Source organism: Sporosarcina sp. P13, assembly GCF_002743055.1.
Lineage (GTDB): Bacteria > Bacillota > Bacilli > Bacillales_A > Planococcaceae > Sporosarcina.
The window spans coordinates 1-22,292 of sequence record NZ_PDYM01000011.1; the positions used below are offsets into that span (position 1 = coordinate 1).

General features: G+C 41.4%; 22 protein-coding genes, 7 tRNA genes and 1 riboswitch. Of the genes, 21 read left to right on the forward strand and 8 right to left on the reverse strand.

The annotated features are described in order from the left end of the window. Positions 1-42: 42 nt before the first annotated feature. The 7 genes from CSV79_RS07210 to CSV79_RS07240 all read left to right on the forward strand — a co-directional run bounded on the left by CSV79_RS07210 (position 43) and on the right by CSV79_RS07240 (position 636). A tRNA-Asp gene (locus CSV79_RS07210) sits at positions 43-118 on the forward strand. A 23-nt stretch (positions 119-141) separates the two neighbouring features. Beyond that, a tRNA-Phe gene (locus CSV79_RS07215) sits at positions 142-217 on the forward strand. A gap of 5 nt (positions 218-222) precedes the next feature. Then, a tRNA-Gly gene (locus CSV79_RS07220) sits at positions 223-296 on the forward strand. A 5-nt stretch (positions 297-301) separates the two neighbouring features. Beyond that, positions 302-378, forward strand: a tRNA-Ile gene (locus CSV79_RS07225). Between the two features lies 1 nt (position 379). Continuing rightward, positions 380-454 (forward strand) — tRNA-Asn (locus CSV79_RS07230). 10 nt (positions 455-464) lie between these two features. Next, a tRNA-Ser gene (locus tag CSV79_RS07235) sits at positions 465-555 on the forward strand. A gap of 9 nt (positions 556-564) precedes the next feature. Then, a tRNA-Glu gene (locus CSV79_RS07240) sits at positions 565-636 on the forward strand. 151 nt (positions 637-787) lie between these two features. On the opposite strand, the gene CSV79_RS07245 is transcribed toward CSV79_RS07240, so the two are convergent. Both CSV79_RS07245 and CSV79_RS07250 read right to left on the reverse strand, forming a co-directional pair. Continuing rightward, positions 788-1,408 carry a TraR/DksA C4-type zinc finger protein gene (locus CSV79_RS07245; RefSeq protein WP_369824935.1) on the reverse strand — a complete coding sequence of 207 codons (621 nt, stop codon included), beginning with the start codon at positions 1,406-1,408 and terminating at the stop codon, positions 788-790. A 144-nt stretch (positions 1,409-1,552) separates the two neighbouring features. Continuing rightward, entirely contained in the window at positions 1,553-2,464 is a 912-nt protein-coding gene (locus CSV79_RS07250; RefSeq protein WP_099688374.1) for a 1,4-dihydroxy-2-naphthoate polyprenyltransferase, read from the reverse strand. 233 nt (positions 2,465-2,697) lie between these two features. Here CSV79_RS07250 and CSV79_RS07255 point away from each other — a divergent pair, with 233 nt between their 5' ends. From CSV79_RS07255 to CSV79_RS07275, 5 genes are all read left to right on the forward strand, one after another. After that, the gene (locus CSV79_RS07255) at positions 2,698-4,074 is read left to right on the forward strand and encodes an isochorismate synthase (protein ID WP_099688375.1); all 1,377 of its coding nucleotides are present in this window, start codon (positions 2,698-2,700) and stop codon (positions 4,072-4,074) included. Then, on the forward strand, positions 4,067-5,788 hold the full coding sequence (menD, locus tag CSV79_RS07260; protein ID WP_099688376.1) for a 2-succinyl-5-enolpyruvyl-6-hydroxy-3-cyclohexene-1-carboxylic-acid synthase: 1,722 nt from the start codon (positions 4,067-4,069) through the stop codon (positions 5,786-5,788). The genes CSV79_RS07255 and menD overlap by 8 nt, the downstream gene beginning before the upstream one ends. Continuing rightward, positions 5,778-6,599, forward strand: a complete 822-nt coding sequence (menH, locus tag CSV79_RS07265) for a 2-succinyl-6-hydroxy-2,4-cyclohexadiene-1-carboxylate synthase (protein ID WP_099688377.1) — start codon at positions 5,778-5,780, stop codon at positions 6,597-6,599. The genes menD and menH overlap by 11 nt, the downstream gene beginning before the upstream one ends. Before the next feature lie 19 nt (positions 6,600-6,618). Beyond that, positions 6,619-7,437, forward strand: a complete 819-nt coding sequence (gene menB / locus CSV79_RS07270) for a 1,4-dihydroxy-2-naphthoyl-CoA synthase (protein ID WP_099688378.1) — start codon at positions 6,619-6,621, stop codon at positions 7,435-7,437. A 66-nt stretch (positions 7,438-7,503) separates the two neighbouring features. Next, the gene (locus CSV79_RS07275; RefSeq protein WP_099688379.1) at positions 7,504-8,937 is read left to right on the forward strand and encodes an o-succinylbenzoate--CoA ligase; all 1,434 of its coding nucleotides are present in this window, start codon (positions 7,504-7,506) and stop codon (positions 8,935-8,937) included. A 25-nt stretch (positions 8,938-8,962) separates the two neighbouring features. Here CSV79_RS07275 and CSV79_RS07280 read toward each other — a convergent pair whose 3' ends face one another. Next, complete coding sequence (locus CSV79_RS07280) at positions 8,963-9,955, reverse strand: metal ABC transporter solute-binding protein, Zn/Mn family (RefSeq protein WP_099688380.1); 993 nt, start codon at positions 9,953-9,955, stop codon at positions 8,963-8,965. 93 nt (positions 9,956-10,048) lie between these two features. Beyond that, entirely contained in the window at positions 10,049-10,279 is a 231-nt protein-coding gene (gene yidD, locus CSV79_RS07285) for a membrane protein insertion efficiency factor YidD (protein WP_099688381.1), read from the reverse strand. 95 nt (positions 10,280-10,374) lie between these two features. Between yidD and CSV79_RS07290 the strand changes: the two genes are divergently transcribed. The 6 genes from CSV79_RS07290 (at position 10,375) to CSV79_RS07315 (ending at position 14,210) form a co-directional block, all read left to right on the forward strand. Next, on the forward strand, positions 10,375-10,824 hold the full coding sequence (locus CSV79_RS07290; protein ID WP_099688382.1) for a Dps family protein: 450 nt from the start codon (positions 10,375-10,377) through the stop codon (positions 10,822-10,824). 64 nt (positions 10,825-10,888) lie between these two features. After that, positions 10,889-11,068 (forward strand): putative motility protein, encoded by a 180-nt coding sequence (locus tag CSV79_RS07295; protein WP_099688383.1) that lies wholly within the window; start codon positions 10,889-10,891, stop codon positions 11,066-11,068. A 106-nt stretch (positions 11,069-11,174) separates the two neighbouring features. Beyond that, the gene (locus CSV79_RS07300; protein WP_099688384.1) at positions 11,175-12,497 is read left to right on the forward strand and encodes an NAD-dependent malic enzyme; all 1,323 of its coding nucleotides are present in this window, start codon (positions 11,175-11,177) and stop codon (positions 12,495-12,497) included. Positions 12,498-12,602: 105 nt separating this feature from the next. Continuing rightward, the gene (locus CSV79_RS07305) at positions 12,603-12,914 is read left to right on the forward strand and encodes a transposase (protein ID WP_233201392.1); all 312 of its coding nucleotides are present in this window, start codon (positions 12,603-12,605) and stop codon (positions 12,912-12,914) included. Positions 12,915-12,961: 47 nt separating this feature from the next. Further along, complete coding sequence (locus CSV79_RS07310) at positions 12,962-13,429, forward strand: NUDIX hydrolase (RefSeq protein WP_099688385.1); 468 nt, start codon at positions 12,962-12,964, stop codon at positions 13,427-13,429. Further along, positions 13,413-14,210, forward strand: a complete 798-nt coding sequence (locus CSV79_RS07315) for an alpha/beta hydrolase family protein (protein ID WP_099688386.1) — start codon at positions 13,413-13,415, stop codon at positions 14,208-14,210. Before CSV79_RS07310 ends, CSV79_RS07315 begins: the two co-directional genes overlap by 17 nt. 47 nt (positions 14,211-14,257) lie before the next feature. On the opposite strand, the gene pckA is transcribed toward CSV79_RS07315, so the two are convergent. Beyond that, positions 14,258-15,844, reverse strand: coding sequence for a phosphoenolpyruvate carboxykinase (ATP) (pckA, locus tag CSV79_RS07320; RefSeq protein ID WP_099688387.1), 1,587 nt, complete (start codon positions 15,842-15,844; stop codon positions 14,258-14,260). Positions 15,845-16,021: 177 nt separating this feature from the next. After that, positions 16,022-16,141: riboswitch (SAM riboswitch) on the forward strand. A gap of 176 nt (positions 16,142-16,317) precedes the next feature. Between pckA and metK the strand changes: the two genes are divergently transcribed. Next, a complete protein-coding gene (metK, locus tag CSV79_RS07325) occupies positions 16,318-17,529 on the forward strand; it encodes a methionine adenosyltransferase (RefSeq protein WP_099688388.1) in 1,212 nt (403 codons plus the stop codon). A 75-nt stretch (positions 17,530-17,604) separates the two neighbouring features. Here the strand turns inward: metK and CSV79_RS07330 are convergent, their stop codons facing one another. From CSV79_RS07330 to CSV79_RS07340, 3 genes are all read right to left on the reverse strand, one after another. After that, positions 17,605-18,372, reverse strand: coding sequence for a DUF3891 family protein (locus CSV79_RS07330; protein ID WP_099688389.1), 768 nt, complete (start codon positions 18,370-18,372; stop codon positions 17,605-17,607). Between the two features lie 26 nt (positions 18,373-18,398). Then, the gene (locus tag CSV79_RS07335; protein ID WP_099688390.1) at positions 18,399-18,974 is read right to left on the reverse strand and encodes a hypothetical protein; all 576 of its coding nucleotides are present in this window, start codon (positions 18,972-18,974) and stop codon (positions 18,399-18,401) included. Between the two features lie 186 nt (positions 18,975-19,160). Then, the gene (locus CSV79_RS07340) at positions 19,161-19,325 is read right to left on the reverse strand and encodes a Fur-regulated basic protein FbpA (RefSeq protein ID WP_099688391.1); all 165 of its coding nucleotides are present in this window, start codon (positions 19,323-19,325) and stop codon (positions 19,161-19,163) included. 226 nt (positions 19,326-19,551) lie between these two features. On the opposite strand from CSV79_RS07340, the gene CSV79_RS07345 reads away from it, so the two are divergent. Both CSV79_RS07345 and CSV79_RS07350 read left to right on the forward strand, forming a co-directional pair. Next, on the forward strand, positions 19,552-20,409 hold the full coding sequence (locus CSV79_RS07345; RefSeq protein ID WP_099688392.1) for a YitT family protein: 858 nt from the start codon (positions 19,552-19,554) through the stop codon (positions 20,407-20,409). Positions 20,410-20,643: 234 nt separating this feature from the next. Further along, positions 20,644-22,290 (forward strand): ABC transporter permease, encoded by a 1,647-nt coding sequence (locus CSV79_RS07350; RefSeq protein ID WP_099688393.1) that lies wholly within the window; start codon positions 20,644-20,646, stop codon positions 22,288-22,290. Positions 22,291-22,292: the final 2 nt, after the last annotated feature.

A 22,292-nucleotide genomic window follows, 5' to 3' on the forward strand; every position in this document is an offset into this window, starting at 1 on the left:
TAACCCAAAGGTCGTAGGTTCAAATCCTGCCCCCGCAACCAAGGTCCCGTGGTGTAGCGGTTAACATGCCTGCCTGTCACGCAGGAGATCGCGGGTTCGATTCCCGTCGGGACCGCCATTTTTATGAAATCATTACATTGTGGCTCAGTAGCTCAGTCGGTAGAGCAAAGGACTGAAAATCCTTGTGTCGGCGGTTCGATTCCGTCCTGAGCCACCATTTATGCGGGTGTAGTTTAGTGGTAAAACCTCAGCCTTCCAAGCTGATGATGAGGGTTCGATTCCCTTCACCCGCTCCAATTTGGGGCCTATAGCTCAGCTGGTTAGAGCGCACGCCTGATAAGCGTGAGGTCGGTGGTTCGAGTCCACTTAGGCCCACCATTCCGCAGTAGCTCAGTGGTAGAGCAATCGGCTGTTAACCGATCGGTCGTAGGTTCGAGTCCTACCTGCGGAGCCAATTAACTTATGGGGAAGTACTCAAGTGGCTCAAGAGGCGCCCCTGCTAAGGGTGTAGATCGCGAAAGCGGTGCGAGGGTTCGAATCCCTCCTTCTCCGCCATATACTTTTGGCCCCTTGGTCAAGCGGTTAAGACACCGCCCTTTCACGGCGGTATCACGGGTTCGAATCCCGTAGGGGTCATACCAAAAAGATTCATTACACAAACGTGTAATGAATCTTTTTTTGTTTACTAGAGAATATACAAGAAGCAACATCTGTAATAGAAGCTGCTTCTTGTATAGTACATTTCATCCTCTACATAACGATTTTCCTTTTGATAAGGAAGATCGTCTTAAGGAGATCCTAACCCTTCATCATCTAGTGTTTTTTCGTATTCTTCTGCACGTTCCTCATTGTCTTCATCGTATAGATCATCATAATCTCGATTTTCATTACCTATAAAGTCTGAAGGTGTTTCGGATGTACCTGATTTTGCGATTTCTTGAAAGCTGTCTTCATAATCGCGTGAAGCACCGGATCGGCGTTCAGCGAAGGAGTTTGGCTCCGCCATGATTAATATATCATCCTCAACAGGTCGATCGTCTGGTACGGCTTTCTCTGCATCTTCAACACAAACAGTGGTGTAAGGAATTGCTTCTAGACGCTCATACGGTATTTCCTTTCCGCATTTTTCACAGATACCATACGTACCTTCTTTAATAGCTTGTAGGGCATGCTTTACCTTTTCTAACTCATCCACTGCATGGGTATTCAATGCGAGGTCTTTTTCACGTTCATATAACTCTGTTCCCATATCAGCTGGGTGATTATCGTACATCGATAGCTCTCCAACATCTTCTTGTGCTGACTTTAAGATTTCTGTTTCGCCCGTTGTTTCCGATAAACGTTCTTCCATGGCGTTCAAATCATTTTTCAATTGATCTAGTTGTTGTGTAGTTAACAATATCTTCACGATCCCTTCCCTTGGCTTTCTTGATTGTCTAACAGATTCATGAAAGCTTTATTACTTCAGTTATTCCTTAGATGAAGGATAGGTAAACCTTTTCAGCAAAAAACGCCTACCTTTTGCAGTGTAGACGTTTCTGTTAGTGATTATTCAAATGAAATGAGCAATTAAAATTCCGATACCTAGAAGTAGACCGAATAATGTGTTCGTTACGCCTGTGTTTTTCATTGCGGGCATGACTTGGATGGGTTGTTCGTACAGTCTGAACGTTTTAACGGCTTGTAGCGGTTTGGGGATGCTAAGTAATACGAGTAAAGCCCAAGTGGATACATGGCCGGTTAGTACGAGAATAATAATCCATAAGTAGGAAGTGATAAAGAATGAAGCTAGAATTTTAACAGCGGTTGAACGACCGGTTATTATCGCTAAAGTTTTGCGTCCGCCTTTTTTATCGCCTACGATATCACGTATATTATTTGCCAACATAATTGCTCCAACAAGTAACATACTCGGTACAGATAAGAGAATCGCGTTACCTGTGACTGTGCCTGTTTGAATGTAGAATGCAATTAAGATTAATAGCATGCCCATTACGAATCCTGAAACTAGTTCACCAAAGGGTGTGTAAGCGATCGGATAGGGGCCTCCTGTATATAAATAGCCGATTAACATCGCGACGGATCCTACAAGTGCAAGAAGCCAAGAGGTTTCCATACAGATATAGATACCAAGTAGAACGGATAAGCCGTATAACAGCAAAGCTAAATTCAATACCGTTTTTGGTTGGACACCATTGCGGACAATCGTGCCACCAATTCCAATGGAGTATTCGTCATCCAGTCCACGCTTGAAGTCGTAGTATTCATTGAACATATTGGTTGCCATTTGTAGGAATAGGCTCGCTGTTAGCATAGCCAAAAATAACGGCAAATGCAGGGGGCCGTATTGAAGTGCGATCATTGTACCTAAAAAGACGGGAGCGAATGCCGCGGTCAATGTATGAGGTCTAGTGAGTTGCCACCAAACACGCCAGCCGGTATCTGTTTCTATTGTATGTTGCACGGGTAATCTCTCCTTAAATATATAGTCATCATAAGCCATTATACAACAAAATCAATTGGTTAGGTATGTTGGGAGAGTATCTAATTGTAATTGTCGAATGACCTCAATCGGTGGAAGACATTATCATATTACGTCAAGCGTCCGTTGTGATAGAATAGAGGTACTTATCGACCGAAGAACATAAACGGACGAACATGACAAAAACATCTGGAACGACAGAAGGAGAGAATAGGATGAATTGGAAGTTGACCGATCGAGCAAATATGGTTTCTGCTACAGGAAACAATGCTCGTTTTTTTACGGAAACAATAGAAGTGGAAACGCTTAGTCCATTAGCCTTTTTTGAAGCGGGTCATTCACATTATGGAGAAGACCGATTTTTTTGGCAGAATGCAGATAAAACAGTAAAGCTGGTTGGTTTAGGACAAGCAACTGTCTTAACAGCGGATGACAATCGTTTTGAATCGATTTCATTGCAGTGGAAAGCTTTATGTGATGGATTGATCAAAGAAGAGAAGGATATGAATCCCGTGTTATTTGGTGGATTCTCCTTTGACCCGCAAACAAGACAAGATGATGAATGGAATTCTTTTCCAGCGGCTTATTTTTCGGTACCATTATTCCAAATGAAGATTGAAAAAGGGAAGACGTATGTCTCCATTAATTATCTAACAGAAGAACCGCAAGCAGCTTCCGATTTTGAAGCATTGCGTCATGAACGTGACCGCTTGATTCACATAGCGCAAGTGGAGGAGTTCACCTTGACAGCGAAGCCGGATGTTGTGAAACAGACAGAACTCGAGACGGATCGCTATATGAAAACAGTGAAACGGGTTACATCTCAAATTAAAGAGCAAGTAGCTGAAAAAGTCGTGATTGCGCGGAAAATCAAACTTACTTTTGAAAAGGAGTTCCAAAAAGCTGCAGCGTTACATGCGATTACAAATGAACAGTCTGCAAGCTACCATTTTGGATTACAGATTGGTCAAGAGATGTTCTTTGGTGCAACTCCGGAACGTCTTGTAGAGATTTCTAATGGACAAGCCTATTCAGCATGTGTAGCAGGTTCGATTGAACGTGGAAAAACGGCGCAAGAAGATCAGCAACTCGGTGAAATTCTATTGCGTGATAAAAAAAATCGCGAAGAACATCAATATGTAGTCGATATGATTACGAAAGTATTCTCGGAGTTTTGTACGTCACTACAAGTAAATAAAACGCCGAAGTTGCTGAAAGTACGCGACATTCAACATTTATTTACTCCGGTTGAAGGGAAACTAGCGGAGAATATGGATATTTTCCGTCTAGTAGAAGCTCTCCATCCGACGCCTGCTTTAGGTGGGGTTCCACGTACTAAGGCGCTTGAAATGATTCGTGAAGAAGAACAGATGGATCGCGGTTTTTATGCAGGACCGATTGGTTGGACAGATGCAGCGGGTAATGGGGAGTTTGCTGTTGCCATTCGTTCAGGTTTATTGATTGGCAAAGATGCTTATTTATACGCTGGAGGGGGTATTGTAGCTGACTCTACACCAACGGAAGAATATGCGGAAACTTGGGTGAAGTTCCGCCCTGTTTTACGGGCGCTTGGGGGACGTTTACATGATTGATCATCAATCGGGATTAACGCATTATGTCTATCGATTAACAGAGGCATTAATTAAACAAGGGGCCAACCAAGCGGTCATCAGTCCAGGCTCACGATCGACACCACTTGCCTATGCATTTTCAGAGTCCGAAGCGATGCAGACGTATATTCATACGGATGAACGTTCGGCTGCGTTTTATGCGCTTGGTTTAGTTAAAGCGACAGGACAGCCAGTTGTGTTGCTTTGTACATCTGGAACAGCCGCTTCCAATTATCATCCGGCCGTGACTGAAGCTTATTATGCGCGCTTACCGCTGATTGTTATTACGGCAGATCGTCCGCATGAGTTACGTGAAATAGGTGCGCCGCAAGCGATCGATCAGATTCGTATGTTTGGTGAACATGTGAAAGAAAGTGTAGATTTCCCTATACCGGAGGATCGTGCAGATATTCTCTCGTACATGGAACATCGAACAATTCGTCTTCTTTCTGTTGCGAAGACTATGCCACAAGGGCCCGTTCATCTCAATGTACCGTTTCGTGAACCACTGCTAATAGATTTTCATCAGCAAGTGCCTAGTGGGAGATTCCAGCAACATGTAGTGGGGGATTTGACACTTTCTCAACAAATGAAAGATGTCTTGCAGCAAGCCATTTCTCTATCACAGCGCGGGATTATTATTGTCGGTGAACAGCCTGCTACTTTGGATAAAGAGTTGTTCTGGACATTTGCTATGGCGCTTCAGTGGCCAGTATTATGTGATCCGCTATCTAATCTTCGTTCTGAAGTACCTGCTGACTGTCTAGACCTATGTATCGATCAGTATGATGCGTTGTTAAAGAGTGAAGCATTTAGTGAAGAGGTGAAGGCGGACTGTGTGATTCGCTTTGGACCGCAACCGATATCTAAACCTTTATTGTTATTCTTGAAGAAAACGCGTCCGGAAACATATATTGTAGTGGACGAATCACCAAACTATCGTGATCCACTATTGCTTACAACGCATCACTTGCAAGTGTCTGCGGAGACAGTATGCCAAATGGCGTATAATCAGTTGGAACGAACAGATTATACGACGCGTTGGATTCAAGCCAATCAGATTTCAAGCAACGTGCTAAATGAAGATCAACAATTTGTGGGAGACGAAGGACATTTCGTTCGTCAGTTCATTGCGAATTTACCGAATGAATCGGATGTCGTTTGTAGCAGTAGCATGCCGATTCGTGATTTAGATACGTATTTCCAAGCGACGGATCGAGATATTGCGCTATTTTGTAACCGAGGCACGAATGGAATCGATGGCGTGGTATCAACAGCACTCGGCATCCAACAGGGTCGCAAACGCACTACCTATTTATTGATTGGAGATATAGCATTTTTACATGACGTCAATGGCTTGATCATTTCTAGACTGCAACAGACTGATCTGACGATTGTTGTTATAAATAATAATGGTGGCGGGATTTTCTCTTACTTACCGCAATCGTCAATTGAAAATCATTATGAAATGCTATTTGGCACACCGACAAATTTGACGTTTAATCATATAGCCGAAATGTACGAAGCACAATATGATGCAGCGTCTTCAGTGGATGCATTTGAAAGTTCATTGCAGGCATCTAAAACTGCAGATTTGCGGATTATTGAAGTGTTTACAAATCGTGCAGAGAATGTAGAAGCGCATCGATCTGTCTGGCGTGAAATTGTGAAGAGGGTGGAGCAAAGTGAAGGCTGAACTACGCGAAATTCGTGGAATAAAAACGTATGTTGAGCGGCATGGAGACGGACAATCACCTACGATTCTGTTACTCCATGGCTTTACAGGTTCGACGTCTACATGGCAGGAAGTGATTAAAATACTGTCTGCAACGTACCAAGTAGTGGTTGTCGATTTAATAGGGCATGGACGAACAGAAGCCCCGATAGATCCGGCACGTTATCGTATGGATGAACAAATTGAGGACTTGCATCAGCTACTCGAAGAATTACAGATTGTACGTCCGATAGTACTCGGCTATTCGATGGGTGGACGCGTGGCACTCGGTTATACTGCAACCTATCCTGATCAAGTGGCTAGTTTACTTCTCGAAAGTAGTTCACCTGGATTACGTACGGATGAGGAACGTCAGGCACGTAGTGAGGCAGATGCAAAATTAGCAGAACGAATCGAACGTGAAGGTATTAAAGAGTTTGTAAACTTTTGGCAGGACATTCCGTTATTTCATTCGCAGAAAAAGCTGTCGGATGAACAGCGACTTGCGGTGCGTACTGAACGTTTGAGTCAACAGACAATCGGTTTGGCAAATAGTTTACGGGGAATTGGTACAGGAAGTCAGCGATCGTACTGGGATGACTTAAAACGTATAGAGCTTCCCGTGTTTTTGCTAACGGGTAGTGAAGATACGAAGTTTGTAACAATTGCCCGGGAAATGGAAAAACACTTGCCCAATGTGCAGCATGAAACGATAAAAGATGCGGGGCATGCAATTCATGTGGAAAAACCGCGACAATTTGCTACAATGATAAAGAGCTATTTGAAAGTATAGAATTGAGGAGGAATTAATTATGACGCGTCAATGGGAATCACTACGTACATACGATGATATTAAATATGAAATGTACAACGGTATCGCTAAGATCACGATCAATCGTCCTGAAGTGCGAAATGCATTCAGACCGAAAACGGTAATGGAATTGATTGATGCATTTTCACGTGCACGAGATGATAACAGAATTGGTGTAATCGTGTTAACAGGTGAAGGAGAGAAAGCATTCTGTTCAGGAGGCGATCAATCCGTTCGTGGTCACGGTGGATACGTAGGAGAGGACGAAATTCCACGCTTGAACGTATTGGATCTACAGCGTTTGATTCGCGTAATTCCTAAGCCGGTTGTCGCAATGGTAGCAGGTTATGCAATCGGTGGCGGTCACGTACTTCACGTTGTGTGTGACTTAACAATCGCTGCAGATAACGCGCGTTTCGGACAAACTGGACCAACTGTTGGTTCGTTTGATGCGGGCTATGGTTCTGGTTATTTAGCGCGTATTATCGGCCATAAAAAAGCGCGTGAAATTTGGTACTTGTGCCGCCAGTACGACGCACAGGAAGCACTTGACATGGGGCTAGTCAACACAGTCGTTCCTTACGAGCAACTGGAAGATGAGACGGTGCAATGGTGTGAAGAAATGTTAAGTAAGAGTCCGACTGCATTGCGCTTCTTGAAAGCGGCGATGAACGCAGATACGGATGGTCTAGCTGGACTTCAGCAATTAGCTGGAGATGCTACGCTTCTTTATTACACAACGGATGAAGCGAAAGAGGGACGCGATGCGTTTAAAGAAAAACGTACACCAGACTTCGATCAATTCCCACGTTTCCCTTAAACAACTGGAAAGCTGCCTATACCTAGGCGGCTATTTCATTATGAAAAATTATTTGGAGGGATATAGATGATCATTCCTAATTGGCTTTATCAGCGGGCGAAGTTGACTCCCGATGCGTCTGCTTTGGTTTGCGGTGTTAGACATTGGACGTTTGGGGAGTTGTATAAAGAGTCGCTTGAAATTTCGCAACAGCTGCATCATGTCGGTATACAGCCGGGAAATAGAGTAGCTTTACTTAGTCAGTCCAATGAGCAGACGGTGTTATTTATCCATGCGTGCTGGCTACTGCGGCTAGAAGTGGTTTGCCTCAATAATCGATTGACAGAGCAAGAGTTACGTTGGCATGTAGAGGATGCGCAGGCTGAATTTTTACTCGTGGATGACACGGAATTTACTACACTTGACGGCATAGTTTGTGTAAAGTTCTCAGAGGTTCGTCAGCGTGAACAGAAAGCCTACGTACTAGTAAAACAGTGGGAAGAAGATCAAACACAATCGATAATGTATACTTCTGGTACGACAGGTGTACCAAAAGGTGTGCGCCAGACAGCGGGTAATCATACTGCAAGTGCATTAGCTTCTGTTTTAAATTTAGGATTGACGGAAAAAGACTCATGGCTCTGTATGATGCCGTTATTTCATATTAGTGGATTGTCGATTATCATCCGCTCGGTAATTTATGGAATGGAAATGAGATTGTACGAGAAATTTGATGCAAAAGAGGCCGCTACGCAAATTGCGGCAGGAAACGTCACGGCTATGTCAGTCGTTGCACTGACGTTGGATCAAATTGTTCGTGTGATGGAGACAGAGAATATGACAACCCATTCTTCATTCCGCGCAATGTTAGTTGGTGGCGGGTCAGTGCCGCTAGATTATCTGGAACGGGCAAGTGCGCTTGGATTACCTATTCTTCAAACATACGGCATGACGGAAACGTGTTCACAAACTACGACCCTTGGTAAAGCAGAAGCTAGACGTAAATTGGGGTCAGCAGGTAAACCTTTATTTTTCAATCAAATTTCAATTAAAGGGGCAGCACAAGCAGGAGAAGTAGGGGAAGTGCTTATAAAGGGCCCTCACGTGACGCCTGGCTATGTCGGAAGCCAAAAGGAATGTTCCCCATTGACTGAAGACGGTTGGCTAGCTACAGGGGATGTAGGATACGTAGACGAAGAAGGTTATTTGTTCATTGTAGATAGACGAGCAGACTTAATCATCTCAGGTGGTGAAAATATTTACCCCGCGGAGATTGAGAATGTTTTGCTAGCCCATCCTGCAGTTAGAGAAGCAGGAGTATGCGGCAAAGAGGATGAACTATGGGGCCACGTACCTGTCGCATTCCTCGTCAGTGAGTCCGTGACAGAAAAAGAAATGCTGGATTTCTGTGAAACACGACTAGCACGCTATAAGCTACCGAAAGATATTCGATTCGTTGACGAGTTACCGCGCAATGCTTCGAATAAACTTATGCGTTTTGAATTGAAAAACTGGCTATAAAAAAACAGCGGAAGCAATTCCGCTGTTAATTACTTAATGCTTTTTTTAATACATCTAAATTCCGTTCCATCAAAGAAAAATAATCTTCCTCGTTCCCAAGGTCTTCATTCGTCAGTACGCTCAAATTGTGGAGCGTCAACGTTTCAGCATTCAATTCCTTTTGAATGACTTCTGCTAACTTCGAACTCACGTTTTGCTCGAATAAAATATACTTAATATCTTTCTTTTGCGCTTCTTGGACGATGCTAGCCAACTGTTTCTGTGAAGGTTCATTTTGCGAATCTAGACCAGATACAGCGAGTTGTTGCAATCCATACGTATCAGCTAAATAACCGAATGCTGCATGGGATACGAAGAATGTTTTATTTGGCGCAGCATCAGCCATTGTTTTGAATTCGCGGTCAAGGTTTACAAGTTCATCGTATAACGTTTCGAAGTTTGATTGAAATTGTTCTGCATGTTCAGGTAGTTCATCTGATAATTCATCTTTAATCTTTTCCGCTAGCAATGTGCTTAAATAAGGAGAAATCCAGACGTGCGGATCGACTGCTGAATCATGGTGATGATCTTCGTGTTCCTCTTCTTCGTGCGCTTCGTGCTCTTCATGATCTTCGTGCCCTTCCCCTTCATGGGAATGACCAGGTGCTAATTTTTCAGGATCAATGGAATCTGCAATGGGAATGAATTGAATATCTTCCTTTTGTAACGTCTTTTCGGTTTTTTGAACGAAGCCTTCCAAACCGAGTCCTATGTAGAAGAATAGATCCGCTTTCGCTAATGACATTATATCCTTTTGTGTTGGTTCGAAGACATGTTCATCCGTTCCGGGTGGGTAGATGGATTGTACGTCAATAAATTCTCCACCAATGCGCTCGGTGAAGTATTGTAGCGGATAGACTGTAGTATAGACTAGCAATTTTTCGGATGAAGTAATGTCTTTTTCATCCGTTGCTTTATTCGTACAGCCACTTAACACAAGCAGTAAAGCAGTAGCCAATAATGCAATACGTTTTTTCATTTCATAAAGCCTCCACAATGTTAATCGGAATGATTACTATTTAGATAACTTCCTTATCATACAAGATACAGTTTACGTTTGCAACCTACATTATTATTTAATTTTCTTTTTTTTAGGAACGGGATCAAATCCACCTTTATGAAAAGGATGACATTTTAAAATCCGCATGACTGCAAGATAACTACCTTTTATTGCACCATGTGTTTCAATCGCTTCTACACCATAATGTGAGCAGGTCGGATAGAACCTGCAAGACGGCGGAAACATAGGGGATATAAACTTTTGATAAAAGCGGATGAATAGTAATAAGACTTTCTTTAACATAATAATCACCTTCCGATTTGAGTAGGTTTAGTTTACCGAGTTACGTGGTAAATTAAAAGAGAGAAGCTTATAACTATTTAGAGGAGTGTTTTTTTATGTCGAAAGAATTAATCCAGGAGTTAAATAAACAAGTATCTACATGGTCAGTTATGTACGCGAAGTTGCATAATTATCACTGGTACGTAAAGGGCAATCAATTCTTCACATTGCATGCTAAATTTGAAGAATTATATAACGAAGCGACGCTACACATGGATGAAATCGCTGAACGTGTGTTGACATTAGGTGGCGAACCGACGGCTACGTTAGCAGAGCATTTGGAAACATCTGTAGTGAGTGAAGCAAAGGGAACCGAGAAAGCGAATGATATGGTACAAGCATTAGTCGATGATTTTGATAAGATCATGAAGTCCTTGAAAAAAGGTATGGATCTTGCAGCAAAAGATTCAGATGGTATGACAGAAGATATGTTGAACGCAGTTTACCAAAGCATTGAAAAACATCAATGGATGCTTAATGCATTTTTGGGCGAAACAAATGAATAATAACCTTCAAACAGCATGAAAATAACCGATAGTAAGAAGTGAAGTAGTGGAAGGAGTGAACGAAATGGATATTAATTCAATCATGTCCAGTCAATTGAGAAGTTTGCAATCGACCGTTCAAATGAGTGTAATGACGAAAGCTCTTTCGATGGAAACTTCTGCGGTTACCGAAATGCTGAATAGTTTGGAAAATCAGCCTGTCCGGCATCTTTATAAAGGGGCATCCGTGGATATCAAGGCTTGATTGGTAAACACACATCTCCTATGATGAGAGATGTGTGTTTTTTCCTATAGACAGTAGGGAGTTTATATAGCATAACGATACATAGTATATAGGAGGTTGACCAGATATGGCACAGGGACAATTTTTACGAAATTTAATTATTGAAACGCCTTCTAGACCGGGGAATCTGGGGAAAGTGACGATGGCGATTGGACAATTGGGTGGAGATATTGGAGACATCCAAACAATCAAGGTAGGGACGGTTTCGACTATTAGAGAAATCGGTTTGCAGTGTAATGATAAGGAACACTTAGCTGAAATTGTGGAAGCAGTTGAAAACTTAAAACACGGGATTAAAGTGCATGCAGTAACAGATGATGTTCTTCAAGCGCACGAAGGTGGAAAGATTCACATGAAAGCTACTACAGAAATTCGTTCATTAGCAGATTTGCGTAGAGTCTATACGCCAGGTGTAGCTAGTGTTTGTAAAACGATTCAAAAGGACCCGGAGCAAGCAAACTACTTTACGGGGATTTCCAATACAGTAGCGATTGTTACGGATGGAACTGCCATTTTAGGTCTAGGCGATATCGGTCCAATAGCTGGTATGCCTGTAATGGAAGGGAAAGCTGTTCTATTTGATCAATTCGTTGGTATTAGTGGGATTCCTATTTTACTAAATACAAGTGATCCTGACGAAGTCGTTGAAACCATCAAACATATCTATCAAGGCTTCGGTGCAATTTTATTGGAAGACATCGGTTCACCACATTGTTTTGAGATTGAAGAACGTTTGAAAAAAGAATTACCAATCCCTGTCATGCATGATGATCAACATGGAACAGCGGTCGTTGCATTAGCAGCCGCTTTAACAGCATGCAAACATGTCGGTGTAGATCTAGCTAATTCTTCAGTCGGTCAAATCGGTTTAGGGGCAGCAGGTCTTGCGATTAGCAGAATGTTTATGGCTTATGGTGTCGATGAAATGAAAGGAACCGATCCGAATCCAAAGGCTACAAAGATGCTAGCTGATTATGGTGGTACGGTTGTAGAATCGATGGAAGAAATTATGGCGACTTGTGATTTAGTCATTGCGACAACAGGTGTAGCAAACTTGATCAAACCAGAAATGGTACGCAAAGGGCAAATCATTTTGGCGTTGTCGAATCCAAATGCGGAAATTGCACCCGACGTAGCGCTAGAAGCAGGCGCAGCCTACGCAGCAGACGGACGCCTAGTCAATAACGTCCTCGGCTTCCCGGGCATCTTCCGCGGCGCATTAAACGCAAATGCAAAATCGATCACTTATTCAATGCTTATCGCAGCGGCTCTTGCCATCGTAGAAAGTACAAAACGTGACGATCTAGTACCACACCCACTTGATCCTAACGTCCACATCAACGTAGCACTAGCAGTTGAAAAAGTCGTTTACGAGGAACAAGGGGAATAACAACACTCGGCCTATTAACGTTTACTGTTAATAGGTTATTGAAATTTCCATTGAATGAATTTTCCGTTTCCAGCCATACTACGATAAAAAGAAAGTAGGCTGATTATGAGCGAGACCTATACGATGTATGTATCCATCAACCATAAACAAGTACTCATCGATCCTTATTCATCACCATGGGAATACAAAGTAGAAGTACCAAGGGAAGCATATCCCGTTTTTGAAAGATTATTTTCCCAGATGGATCGTCTAGAATTCCGAAACTTCCTACGTTCTCACTTACCTTATATTCCTTATCATTACGACCGAGACAATCACGACATTGATCTTCGAATGATGAAAGTCTACGCGTTGATCCATGAATACACGGACGATGAAACGAAGCGTTTTATCGAGAAACTGCCTTTCTTTCGTTGATTCACTACGTCCTTTTCCGCTACACTAGAGTAAAGGACGTGAGCCATTTGTTGAAATTTGAAGATTTACAAGGAGCCAATGTCGAATTGACGTTTGGACCGAATCAACACCAAATAGAATCGCGCCATGTACTTGTCGTGATCAAGCACGAGGGTCGATGGTTGCTGACAAAGCATCGTATTCGGGGAGTTGAGTTCCCGGGTGGAAAGGCAGAACTTGGTGAAACGATTGAAGAAGCCGCTATCCGTGAAACATTAGAGGAAACGGGTGTGGCGATTGAAAATGTGCAATCATTTGCTGAATATGTCGTCTTTACTGAGCCGCCATTTTGTAAAGCAGTTTTTACAGGAAGGGTTACGAGTATTGAAAAAGATTATACGTTAATGGAAACAGAAGGCTTAGTTTGGATGACTGATGCTGAATTAGATGCGTGTACAGATTTAAGTTTCCATATGGAAGATCGCGGAATGGGTGAACTCAGGAAGTGGGTGGAAGCGAATGGTCGAACAGACTAATGGCACGATCATTAAACGAAGGGACTATCCATCCCCGAATCCGAGCGTACGACTAGAAGAGATAATGTATTGGTCAGATGGTTTGCGTGTGAAAGGGATGCTAGCAACACCTAAAGTAGCTGGTCATTATGATGGATTATTATACTTGCGTGGTGGTATTCAACATGTAGGGATGGTGCGTCCTGCACGTATCGCTCAATTTGCTTCTCGTGGATTAGTCGTCTTCGCACCTTATTATCGGGGCAATCGGGGGGGAGAAGGCAAGGATGAATTCGCTGGAGACGATCGCAATGATGCAGTGGCGGGTGTAGAAGTTTTAAAACAGCAATCCACAACCAATTCAGAACGTATTCATTTATTCTCCTTTTCTCGCGGAGGTATTATGGCATTATGGACTGCTATTTTGCGGGAGGATCTTACATCACTGGTGACATGGGCTGGTGTGTCAGATGTCGTTTTTACGTATAAGGAACGAAAAGATATGCGGCGGATGATGAAGCGAGTCATTGGTGGTACACCTAATAATCTACCCGATGCTTATAGAGAACGAACGGCTTTATTCCGGATAGAAGATATTGATATTCCGACGTTGATTATTCATGGTACGTTAGATAAGAATGTTTCATTTGAACAAGCGTTGTTGCTCGAAAATGCGCTACGTGATGCCAATAAAATGTATGAAACGTGGTATTTAGAAGGCTACACGCACTATATACCACCAGAAATGAATCGCAAGCTCGTTAAGGATGCGGTAGATTGGATGAAACGACAGAGGCAATAAACAGAAAAAAGCCATGCAAATAATGCATGGCTTTTGTATAGGTAAAATTAAGCGATAGGTCCGCCTTTAATTGCGATATCTTCAGATACATGGTTAAACTTCTTGAAGTTTTCACGGAAAGCAGCTGCTAGACGAGTGGCTTCTTTGTCGTATTCTGCTGGATCTTCCCAAGCATAGCGTGGGTGTAGTACGTTGCTAGGTACGCCTTCGATTTCAAGAGGCATTTCCAATCCGAAAATTTCATTCTTTTTCGTAGGAACGTTATCCAATTTACCTGCGATTGCGGCACGAACCATTGTACGTGTATAACCTAAATTCATACGTGAACCTACACCGAACACACCGCCAGTCCAACCTGTGTTGACTAGGAATACTTTTGAACCATGTTCATCGATTTTCTTACCAAGCATTTCTGCATAAGTTGCTGCAGGAAGTGGCAAGAATGGAGAACCGAAGCATGTAGAGAATGTTGGTTCAGGTGCTGTGATACCACGTTCTGTTCCAGCAAGTTTAGATGTGAAACCACTCAGGAAGTGGTACATTGCTTGCTCTTTTGTCAAAATCGAGATTGGAGGTAGTACCCCAGAAGCATCAGCTGTTAGGAAAATGATGTTCTTCGGGTGACCTGCAACAGATGGTGTCACGATATTATCGATATTTTCGATTGGGTAAGCAGCCCGTGTGTTTTCAGTCAATGATTTATCATCATAATCAGGTACTCGTGTTTCTTCGTTTAGTACAACGTTTTCTAGAACGGAACCAAAACGTATCGCACCGAAGATTTCAGGCTCTTTTTCTTGACTTAAGTTGATACATTTTGCGTAGCATCCGCCTTCGATATTGAATACACCGTTGTCAGACCAGCCGTGCTCATCGTCACCGATTAACTTCCGATCAGAATCTGCAGAAAGCGTAGTTTTACCAGTTCCAGAAAGACCGAAGAATAGTGCTACATCGCCTTCTTCTCCAACGTTTGCAGAACAGTGCATGGAAAGGATATCTTGTTCAGGTAGCAAAAAGTTCATAACAGAGAAAATAGATTTCTTCATTTCTCCAGCATATTCTGTTCCACCGATTAAGACAATGCGCTTTTCAAGAGACAAAATGATGAATGTCTCAGAGTTTGTGCCATCCACAGCTGGATCTGCTTTGAATGAAGGAGCAGCCAAAATCGTGAATTGTGATTCATGAGCTTGTAACTCTTCTTCAGTAGGGCGGATGAATAATTGGTGAACAAACAGGTTTTGCCAAGCTTTTTCGTTAATCACTTGAATAGAAAGCTGGGAATCCTTATCTGCACCTGCAAATCCCTTGAAAACGAATAATTCATCTTTTTCCTTCAAATGATCGATGACTTTCGTGTATAATGAATCGAATGCTTCAGGAGAAATGGGACGGTTTAAGCTTCCCCAATCCACTTTATCTATAGACACTGCATCTTCGACGATGAATTTGTCTTTAGGAGAGCGTCCTGTATATTTTCCGGTACGTGCCGCAATTGCGCCATCTGCTGTAAGTTGAGCTTCTCCTCTGCTTATAGCTTTTTCAGTTAATTGAGCCACTGACGCTTGAATTGTCACGTTGCTTCCACTTAGAAGACTTTTTAAACTATCATCAATTTTTGCAGAAATCATATTTACATACCGTCCTTTGTGTAGTCGTTTTATTTTTTATTTAAGTAGAACATCTTAATTCGTAAATAGTATAACACATTAAGAATAATAATCTATCCTAATTCAAAACTCAAGTGATTTTGAAGAAATAAATTGACAAAATCCAAACTTTTTTATAAGATGTGACATGAACGGATACTCTTATCCCGAGTTGGTGGAGGGTACAGGCCCTGTGAAACCCGGCAACCTGCAAAAGACAATAGTCTAGCGCGAAGGTGCCAAACCTGAAGCAAGGTTAAATTCCTTGGACGATAAGAGTGAAAGGTGCTGCGCGTGAAACTTTGCCTTTTACTCATGGATTGAATATGAGTGAAGGGCTTTTTATATTGTATAGCCCTGAATCCATATGGTATATGCTTGACGTCTAGGCGTGGAACTTTACCGGGGACTAATGAGAGTACCGTATCATGTTGCTTAATATAGGGGGAAACAAAATGACAAACCGTCGACTGTTTACATCAGAGTCAGTTACAGAAGGCCATCCTGACAAGATGTGCGACCAAATATCCGATGCAATTTTAGATGCAATTTTAATGGAAGATCCAAATGCACGTGTGGCGTGTGAAACAAGCATTACAACAGGACTAGTTCTAGTAATGGGTGAGATTACAACAACAACATATGTAGATATACCTAAAGTTGTTCGCGATACAGTGAGAGAAATTGGCTATACGCGTGCGAAATACGGCTTTGACTACGTAACATCTGCTGTCTTAACTTCTATTGATGAACAATCACCAGAAATCGCTGCAAGTGTCAATGTAGCACTAGAAGCTCGTGAAGGTTCCATGTCTGATGAAGAATTAGATGCAATCGGAGCAGGTGACCAAGGATTGATGTTTGGTTATGCTTGTAATGAAACACCGGAATTAATGCCTTTACCAATCAGCTTATCGCATAAATTAGCACGCCGATTGGCTGAAGCACGTAAAACAGATTTAATTCCATATTTACGTCCTGACGGTAAAACGCAAGTAACTGTAGAATATGATGAAAATAACAATCCTTTACGAATCGATACAATCGTTATTTCAACTCAACATCATCCAGAAGCAACACTTAAGCAAATCGAGAAGGATATAAAAGAAGTAGTCATCGATGCGGTAGTACCTAAGGAGTTATTGGACGAGCAGACGAAATACTTCATTAATCCGACAGGAAGCTTTGTAGTAGGTGGTCCTCAGGGAGACTCAGGTCTGACTGGACGTAAAATCATCGTTGACACATATGGCGGATATGCTCGTCATGGTGGCGGTGCATTCTCTGGTAAAGACGCAACGAAAGTGGATCGTTCCGCTTCGTACGCGGCACGTTATGTTGCGAAAAATATCGTAGCGGCGGGATTAGCGGATCATTGTGAAGTTCAATTGGCTTATGCGATTGGTGTCGCAAGCCCGGTTTCGATTTCTATCAATACATTTGATACAGGTCGTCAATCTGAATCACAGTTGGTTGAATTCGTACGCGAACTATTCGATCTACGTCCTGCAGGCATTATCAAAATGCTTGATCTTCGTCGCCCAATCTACCAACAAACAGCTGCTTATGGTCATTTTGGCCGTACGGATATTGACTTGCCGTGGGAGCAGACAGATAAAGTAGAAGCGTTGAAGGAATTGGCTAGTAAAGCAAGCATTAAACAATAATCGTGGCTAGAGCTGTCCAAGAAGTTATGACTTCTTGCGACAGCTTTTTTGTATAGAATTTCAATAAGCATCTACTTATTCTTTTGCGAAATGCAACGTTATGCGTTCGTCATCAGCCTTGTCATAAGCGGATTGTAGTCCTATCGCAGCTATTGTCTTTTTACATACAGTTCGTTGATTCACTTGCACTGTGAACGCTTTAGTAAAAGGGAAGTCTTGTACTGTAATCGTTTTATTATCTGTAAAGTGAATAGCTATTCTTTCAGTGGGCAATTTTCGGAAGACTTTTGGAGAAGGAATGCCGTTTTGAAAGAATGGATGTTCATCTTCTTTTTTTACACCTGGATCATTCACGCAACAATACAGTGAAAAGTTATCGCCAAGCTGTAGTAAGGCGTAGTGTTTTTCAAACAACTCGGGATCGAAACCAATTACTTGAGCAGCCAATCGTTCACGCCGTTTATGCTCTTGTTCAATGAATTGCTTGGCTTCTATCCCCTCGCTATTTTGAATAAATTGCTCATAATGTAAACTGCAAAGCATTGCGGCATAGTTATCTATTTTTTCTACGCTGTCGATTCCTTGTCGGTACAAAACTATTTTAGGCAATAAAGGAAAATTCGTAAAACTGTAAGGTGCTGATTTCGTGTCGTTCCAAAAAGGTTGGCGGTCAAAAGGGGACCAGCCGATGTCATGATTGGAAATGGCAGTTAATATAGAATCCCGCCACTTATCCTTTGGAAACATGTCAACATCCCAATGGCTCATTAGTTCTTTAGCCAATTGACCGTGAATATGTTGTTCAATCATGATAAATTCTTCTTCATGGACACGTACGATCATAGTTCTTCATCCTTTCCTTAAACTTTCTACTTCCTAATCTTTTTTTTAGTTTCCTCAAATACCTTTACTTCTTTATGATGTTCTTCTTCAGCTTCTGTAGTCCCAACAATCAAAGGTTCTGCATTATAGTCTACTCGTTTGCCATAACGGAGAAGTTCGTAAATAATCATCCCATTATTAGGTTTTCCATTTACTGTATTCATTGGAATCGCATCGTATAAGACAAAGTATAAAGAATAGAAGATGAATATATTCCAAAACTTCTCGCCTTCTTCTAAATAACCATTTGCAAGAAGTGCATTGATCGTTAACGCTAGGATGAAATTGATAAGAATCGGACCTGCATAAATACATATATAGGCGAATGTATTATTTGATCGGATGGAATCAAATGTGAACCAGCTGTGTACGTGGTAATACTTTCTAATATCTATAAACTTACATTTGAAAAGTCTTGGTCCTGATCCAATGGTCAACCTAGGATTCTTTACTCCGAATAAACTACATATAATGAAGTAACTAGCCTCCCGATTAAACTTCGTAACAGGTAAAATAATAAATGCAGAGATTATCAGCATAAAAAGATCTTTTAAGCCAAACAAAAATATCCTCTCCTTTGTTTTAAAAGGATGGTAACGTGTTTTTCTAACTATAGTATTAATCTACCCTTTTTAACGAGAATAAATCGTCTATGTGTAATTAGGTAGTACATTAGTTAATGTATGAAAGCTCAAAAGACGTCACCAAATGAATCAATGACGTCTCTTGTTATTTGTCTAACATTTTCATTACATCTGTGCTTCTGGATTGCCGAATGTTTCATATTCCTGCATCAGTAACTGAAGCGGCAACTCGTACAATTGCTTGCCATCAATTTTAAATACCCCATTCGAAACAAGTTCTTCAATGACTTGGTCCCGTTTCGTATCACATAGATTTTTCTTTTCGTTCATAGTGCATTTCCTCCTCGATTCCCACTCTCACTATAGCCACTTACCGACTTAGTTAAACCGACTTACATATAGATGAAATACTTTGAATTTTATTCAGCAAGAAGATGAAATGATTGGGTAGAATAAAGAAAGATACACTTATTTTTGTTTATGGGTACCAATTAGAGGAGAGAATCGTTATAATCTAGTTCGTGCATAATATTGTTATTTACCATAGGAGGTTACTATGTTTTTTATTGAAGCAAAACGAATTGCAGTCGTTATTTTAGGATCGTTTCTGACGGCTTTGTCGCTAAATTTCTTTCTAATCAATGCTAATGTCTATGCGAGTGGCTTTGCAGGTGCTGCGCAGTTGGTTTCGAGTATCTTAACGGATCAATTGGATATTATGATTGGTACTGGTATTTTGTTGTTACTATTCAATATTCCAGTGTTTATTCTTGGGTGGTTTAAAGTAGGTAAAGGTTTCACCATCTACAGTATCGTTTCAGTCGCATTTACTACATTGTTTCTAGAGTTACTGCCAATTCGTTCGATGTCGGATGATATTATGTTGAATGCAGTATTTGGCGGTGTATTGGCAGGGGTTGGGGTAGGTATTTCACTAAAGTTAGGTGCTTCTACTGGTGGAATGGATATCGTTGCGATGATTTTATCGCGTATGCAAGATAAACCAATCGGTATGTACTTTTTAGTCTTAAACGGGATTTTAATCTTAGTTGCAGGGTTTCTATACGAGCCAGAAAATGCATTATATACAATGATTGCTCTTTATGTGACAACGTCAGTCATTGATATGATCCATACGCGTCATGAAAAAGTTACAGCGATGATTATAACGAGGCAAGCAGACGAACTGCAACAAGCGATTCATCGTCAAATGGTGCGTGGTATTACGATTTTACCAGCAAAAGGCGCGTATTCAAAAGAAGATAAAAATATGCTTTATGTCGTCATAACACGTTATGAATTATATGACCTTGAACGTATTATTAACGAAACAGATCCACAAGCCTTTACGAATATTGTTCAGACTGTCGGGATATTCGGCTTCTTTAGACGAGAAGGCGAGAAATTAGTATAATAGAAGGAGCTACGCGGAAGTCGACACCTACGATTTCTTGTGATAGCTCCTTTTGTTCATTGGAAGAAGCTTAAAAGAAATATCAGAAAAACAATAAATTTGTTGAATTGTTGTGAAAATGGTGGACAGTTTTATAAATTACTATATAATTGAGAATGAAAATCATTAGTTAATTAAGTAATCGAGTGTCACTAAAAATCGCCTTTGGGCACAGTAAAGTTGGTTGTATACATAATGAATAAATCTATTTGGTTACGAGAACTTCGCCGTCGTACGAATAGCTGGTTTATCGTGACAATGCTTGGCGCAATAATTATCGTGATGCCTGTCGCATATGTCATTCTGAGCTTCTTCCAGCCGACGAGCGAGAACTGGCAACATATTAAAGAGTTTTTACTTGCTGATTATATTAAAGGATCATTACTTTTGGTAGGGTCTGTAGGGTTTTTATCTACTGTGATTGGTCTTACGTTAGCGTGGATTGTGGCGGCATATGAATTTCCATTACGTAAGCAGTTTAAGTGGTTGCTCATTTTACCTTTAGCAATTCCACCGTATATCGCAGCTTATACGTACAGCACGATGACGAGCTATACAGGAATCATTCAATCATATTTCCGTAATCACCTCGATTATCAATTTACACCAGGAACGATTGAAATTATGTCAATGCGTGGAGCGATTTTCGTCTTGACGTTATTCTTGTATCCATATGTGTATATGATCACGTTACACTACTTTGAAAAACAAAGTTCTACCTATATTGAGAGTGCGAAAACATTGGGATTGAATGGATTCCAGTTGTTTTTCCGATTAGTACTACCAATTGCACGACCTGCAATTATTGCAGGTGCGATGTTAATCATTTTCGAAGTATTAAGTGACTATGGGGTTGCGAGCTTTTTTGGTGTGCGTACGATATCGACGGCCATCTTCCAAACCTGGTTCGGTATGTATGATATCGATGCAGCGATGCGTTTAGCTGCTTGGTTACTTATCATCATTTTAGGAGTCTTCATGCTCGAGCGATTTTTACGCAAACGTCGAAAATATGATACGAATGTGACGCAAAGCAGACCGCTCGCGAGAAAAAAACTTCGTGGATTATCCGCTTGGGCAACGACACTAGTTTGCTTGGCTACTTTCTTCGCTGCGTTTTTAATCCCGTTTATACAGTTGATTCATTGGACATTAAAAACATACGAAAAAGTGTGGCGAGCTGACTTTTTCAGCTTAATGGCGAATAGTTTATTCGCAGCTTTCATTGGTGCGTTAATCATTAGCTTCTTTGCGATTTTGGCTGCCCGTACGATTAATCTCTATCCGTCAATGTCTTCAAACTTGTTAGCTCGCGTGATGACGTCAGGCTATGCAGTTCCTGGCGCAGTCGTAGCAATCGGTGTGCTGGCATTGTTTATTACGTTAGACGAAAAGTTAGCGTTTCTATATCCGAAACTTCTAGGAGTAGAATCGGGGACACTGGTGCTAAGTTTGTCGATTGCGATGTTGATTACGGGGTATGTGATTCGTTTTATGGCACAAGGATTCAATGCCGTAGAATCTGGTTATACGAAAATTCCACCGTCCTATCGGGAAGCGTCTTTCTTACTTGGTAGAGGATTGACGTATACATTCTGGAAAGTAGAGTTTCCTTTATTGCGTGGGTCAATCTTAATCGGATTCGCTTTGGCATTTCTGGAAATTATGAAAGAATTGCCGCTGACGTTATTATTACGTCCATTTAATTTTGATACGCTCGCTACAAGAACGTATCAATATGCGATTGATGAGCGGATTTATGAAGCAGCTCCATCTTCGTTACTGCTCATTTGCCTAAGTATCCTGTCGGTGATATTAATATTACGATTCGAGGAGAAGTGACT

Coding starts and splice junctions, on each gene's coding strand:
- CSV79_RS07275 (WP_099688379.1), top strand. CDS start 7,504: ATGATCATTCCTAATTGGCTTTATCAGCGGGCGAAGTTGACTCCCGAT.
- CSV79_RS07305 (WP_233201392.1), top strand. CDS start 12,603: ATGAGCGAGACCTATACGATGTATGTATCCATCAACCATAAACAAGTA.
- metK (WP_099688388.1), top strand. CDS start 16,318: ATGACAAACCGTCGACTGTTTACATCAGAGTCAGTTACAGAAGGCCAT.
- CSV79_RS07300 (WP_099688384.1), top strand. CDS start 11,175: ATGGCACAGGGACAATTTTTACGAAATTTAATTATTGAAACGCCTTCT.
- CSV79_RS07315 (WP_099688386.1), top strand. CDS start 13,413: ATGGTCGAACAGACTAATGGCACGATCATTAAACGAAGGGACTATCCA.
- CSV79_RS07295 (WP_099688383.1), top strand. CDS start 10,889: ATGGATATTAATTCAATCATGTCCAGTCAATTGAGAAGTTTGCAATCG.
- CSV79_RS07330 (WP_099688389.1), bottom strand. CDS start 18,372: ATGATCGTACGTGTCCATGAAGAAGAATTTATCATGATTGAACAACAT.
- menD (WP_099688376.1), top strand. CDS start 4,067: ATGATTGATCATCAATCGGGATTAACGCATTATGTCTATCGATTAACA.
- CSV79_RS07345 (WP_099688392.1), top strand. CDS start 19,552: ATGTTTTTTATTGAAGCAAAACGAATTGCAGTCGTTATTTTAGGATCG.
- CSV79_RS07290 (WP_099688382.1), top strand. CDS start 10,375: ATGTCGAAAGAATTAATCCAGGAGTTAAATAAACAAGTATCTACATGG.
- yidD (WP_099688381.1), bottom strand. CDS start 10,279: ATGTTAAAGAAAGTCTTATTACTATTCATCCGCTTTTATCAAAAGTTT.
- CSV79_RS07255 (WP_099688375.1), top strand. CDS start 2,698: ATGAATTGGAAGTTGACCGATCGAGCAAATATGGTTTCTGCTACAGGA.
- pckA (WP_099688387.1), bottom strand. CDS start 15,844: ATGATTTCTGCAAAAATTGATGATAGTTTAAAAAGTCTTCTAAGTGGA.
- CSV79_RS07340 (WP_099688391.1), bottom strand. CDS start 19,325: ATGAACGAAAAGAAAAATCTATGTGATACGAAACGGGACCAAGTCATT.
- CSV79_RS07280 (WP_099688380.1), bottom strand. CDS start 9,955: ATGAAAAAACGTATTGCATTATTGGCTACTGCTTTACTGCTTGTGTTA.
- CSV79_RS07350 (WP_099688393.1), top strand. CDS start 20,644: ATGAATAAATCTATTTGGTTACGAGAACTTCGCCGTCGTACGAATAGC.
- menB (WP_099688378.1), top strand. CDS start 6,619: ATGACGCGTCAATGGGAATCACTACGTACATACGATGATATTAAATAT.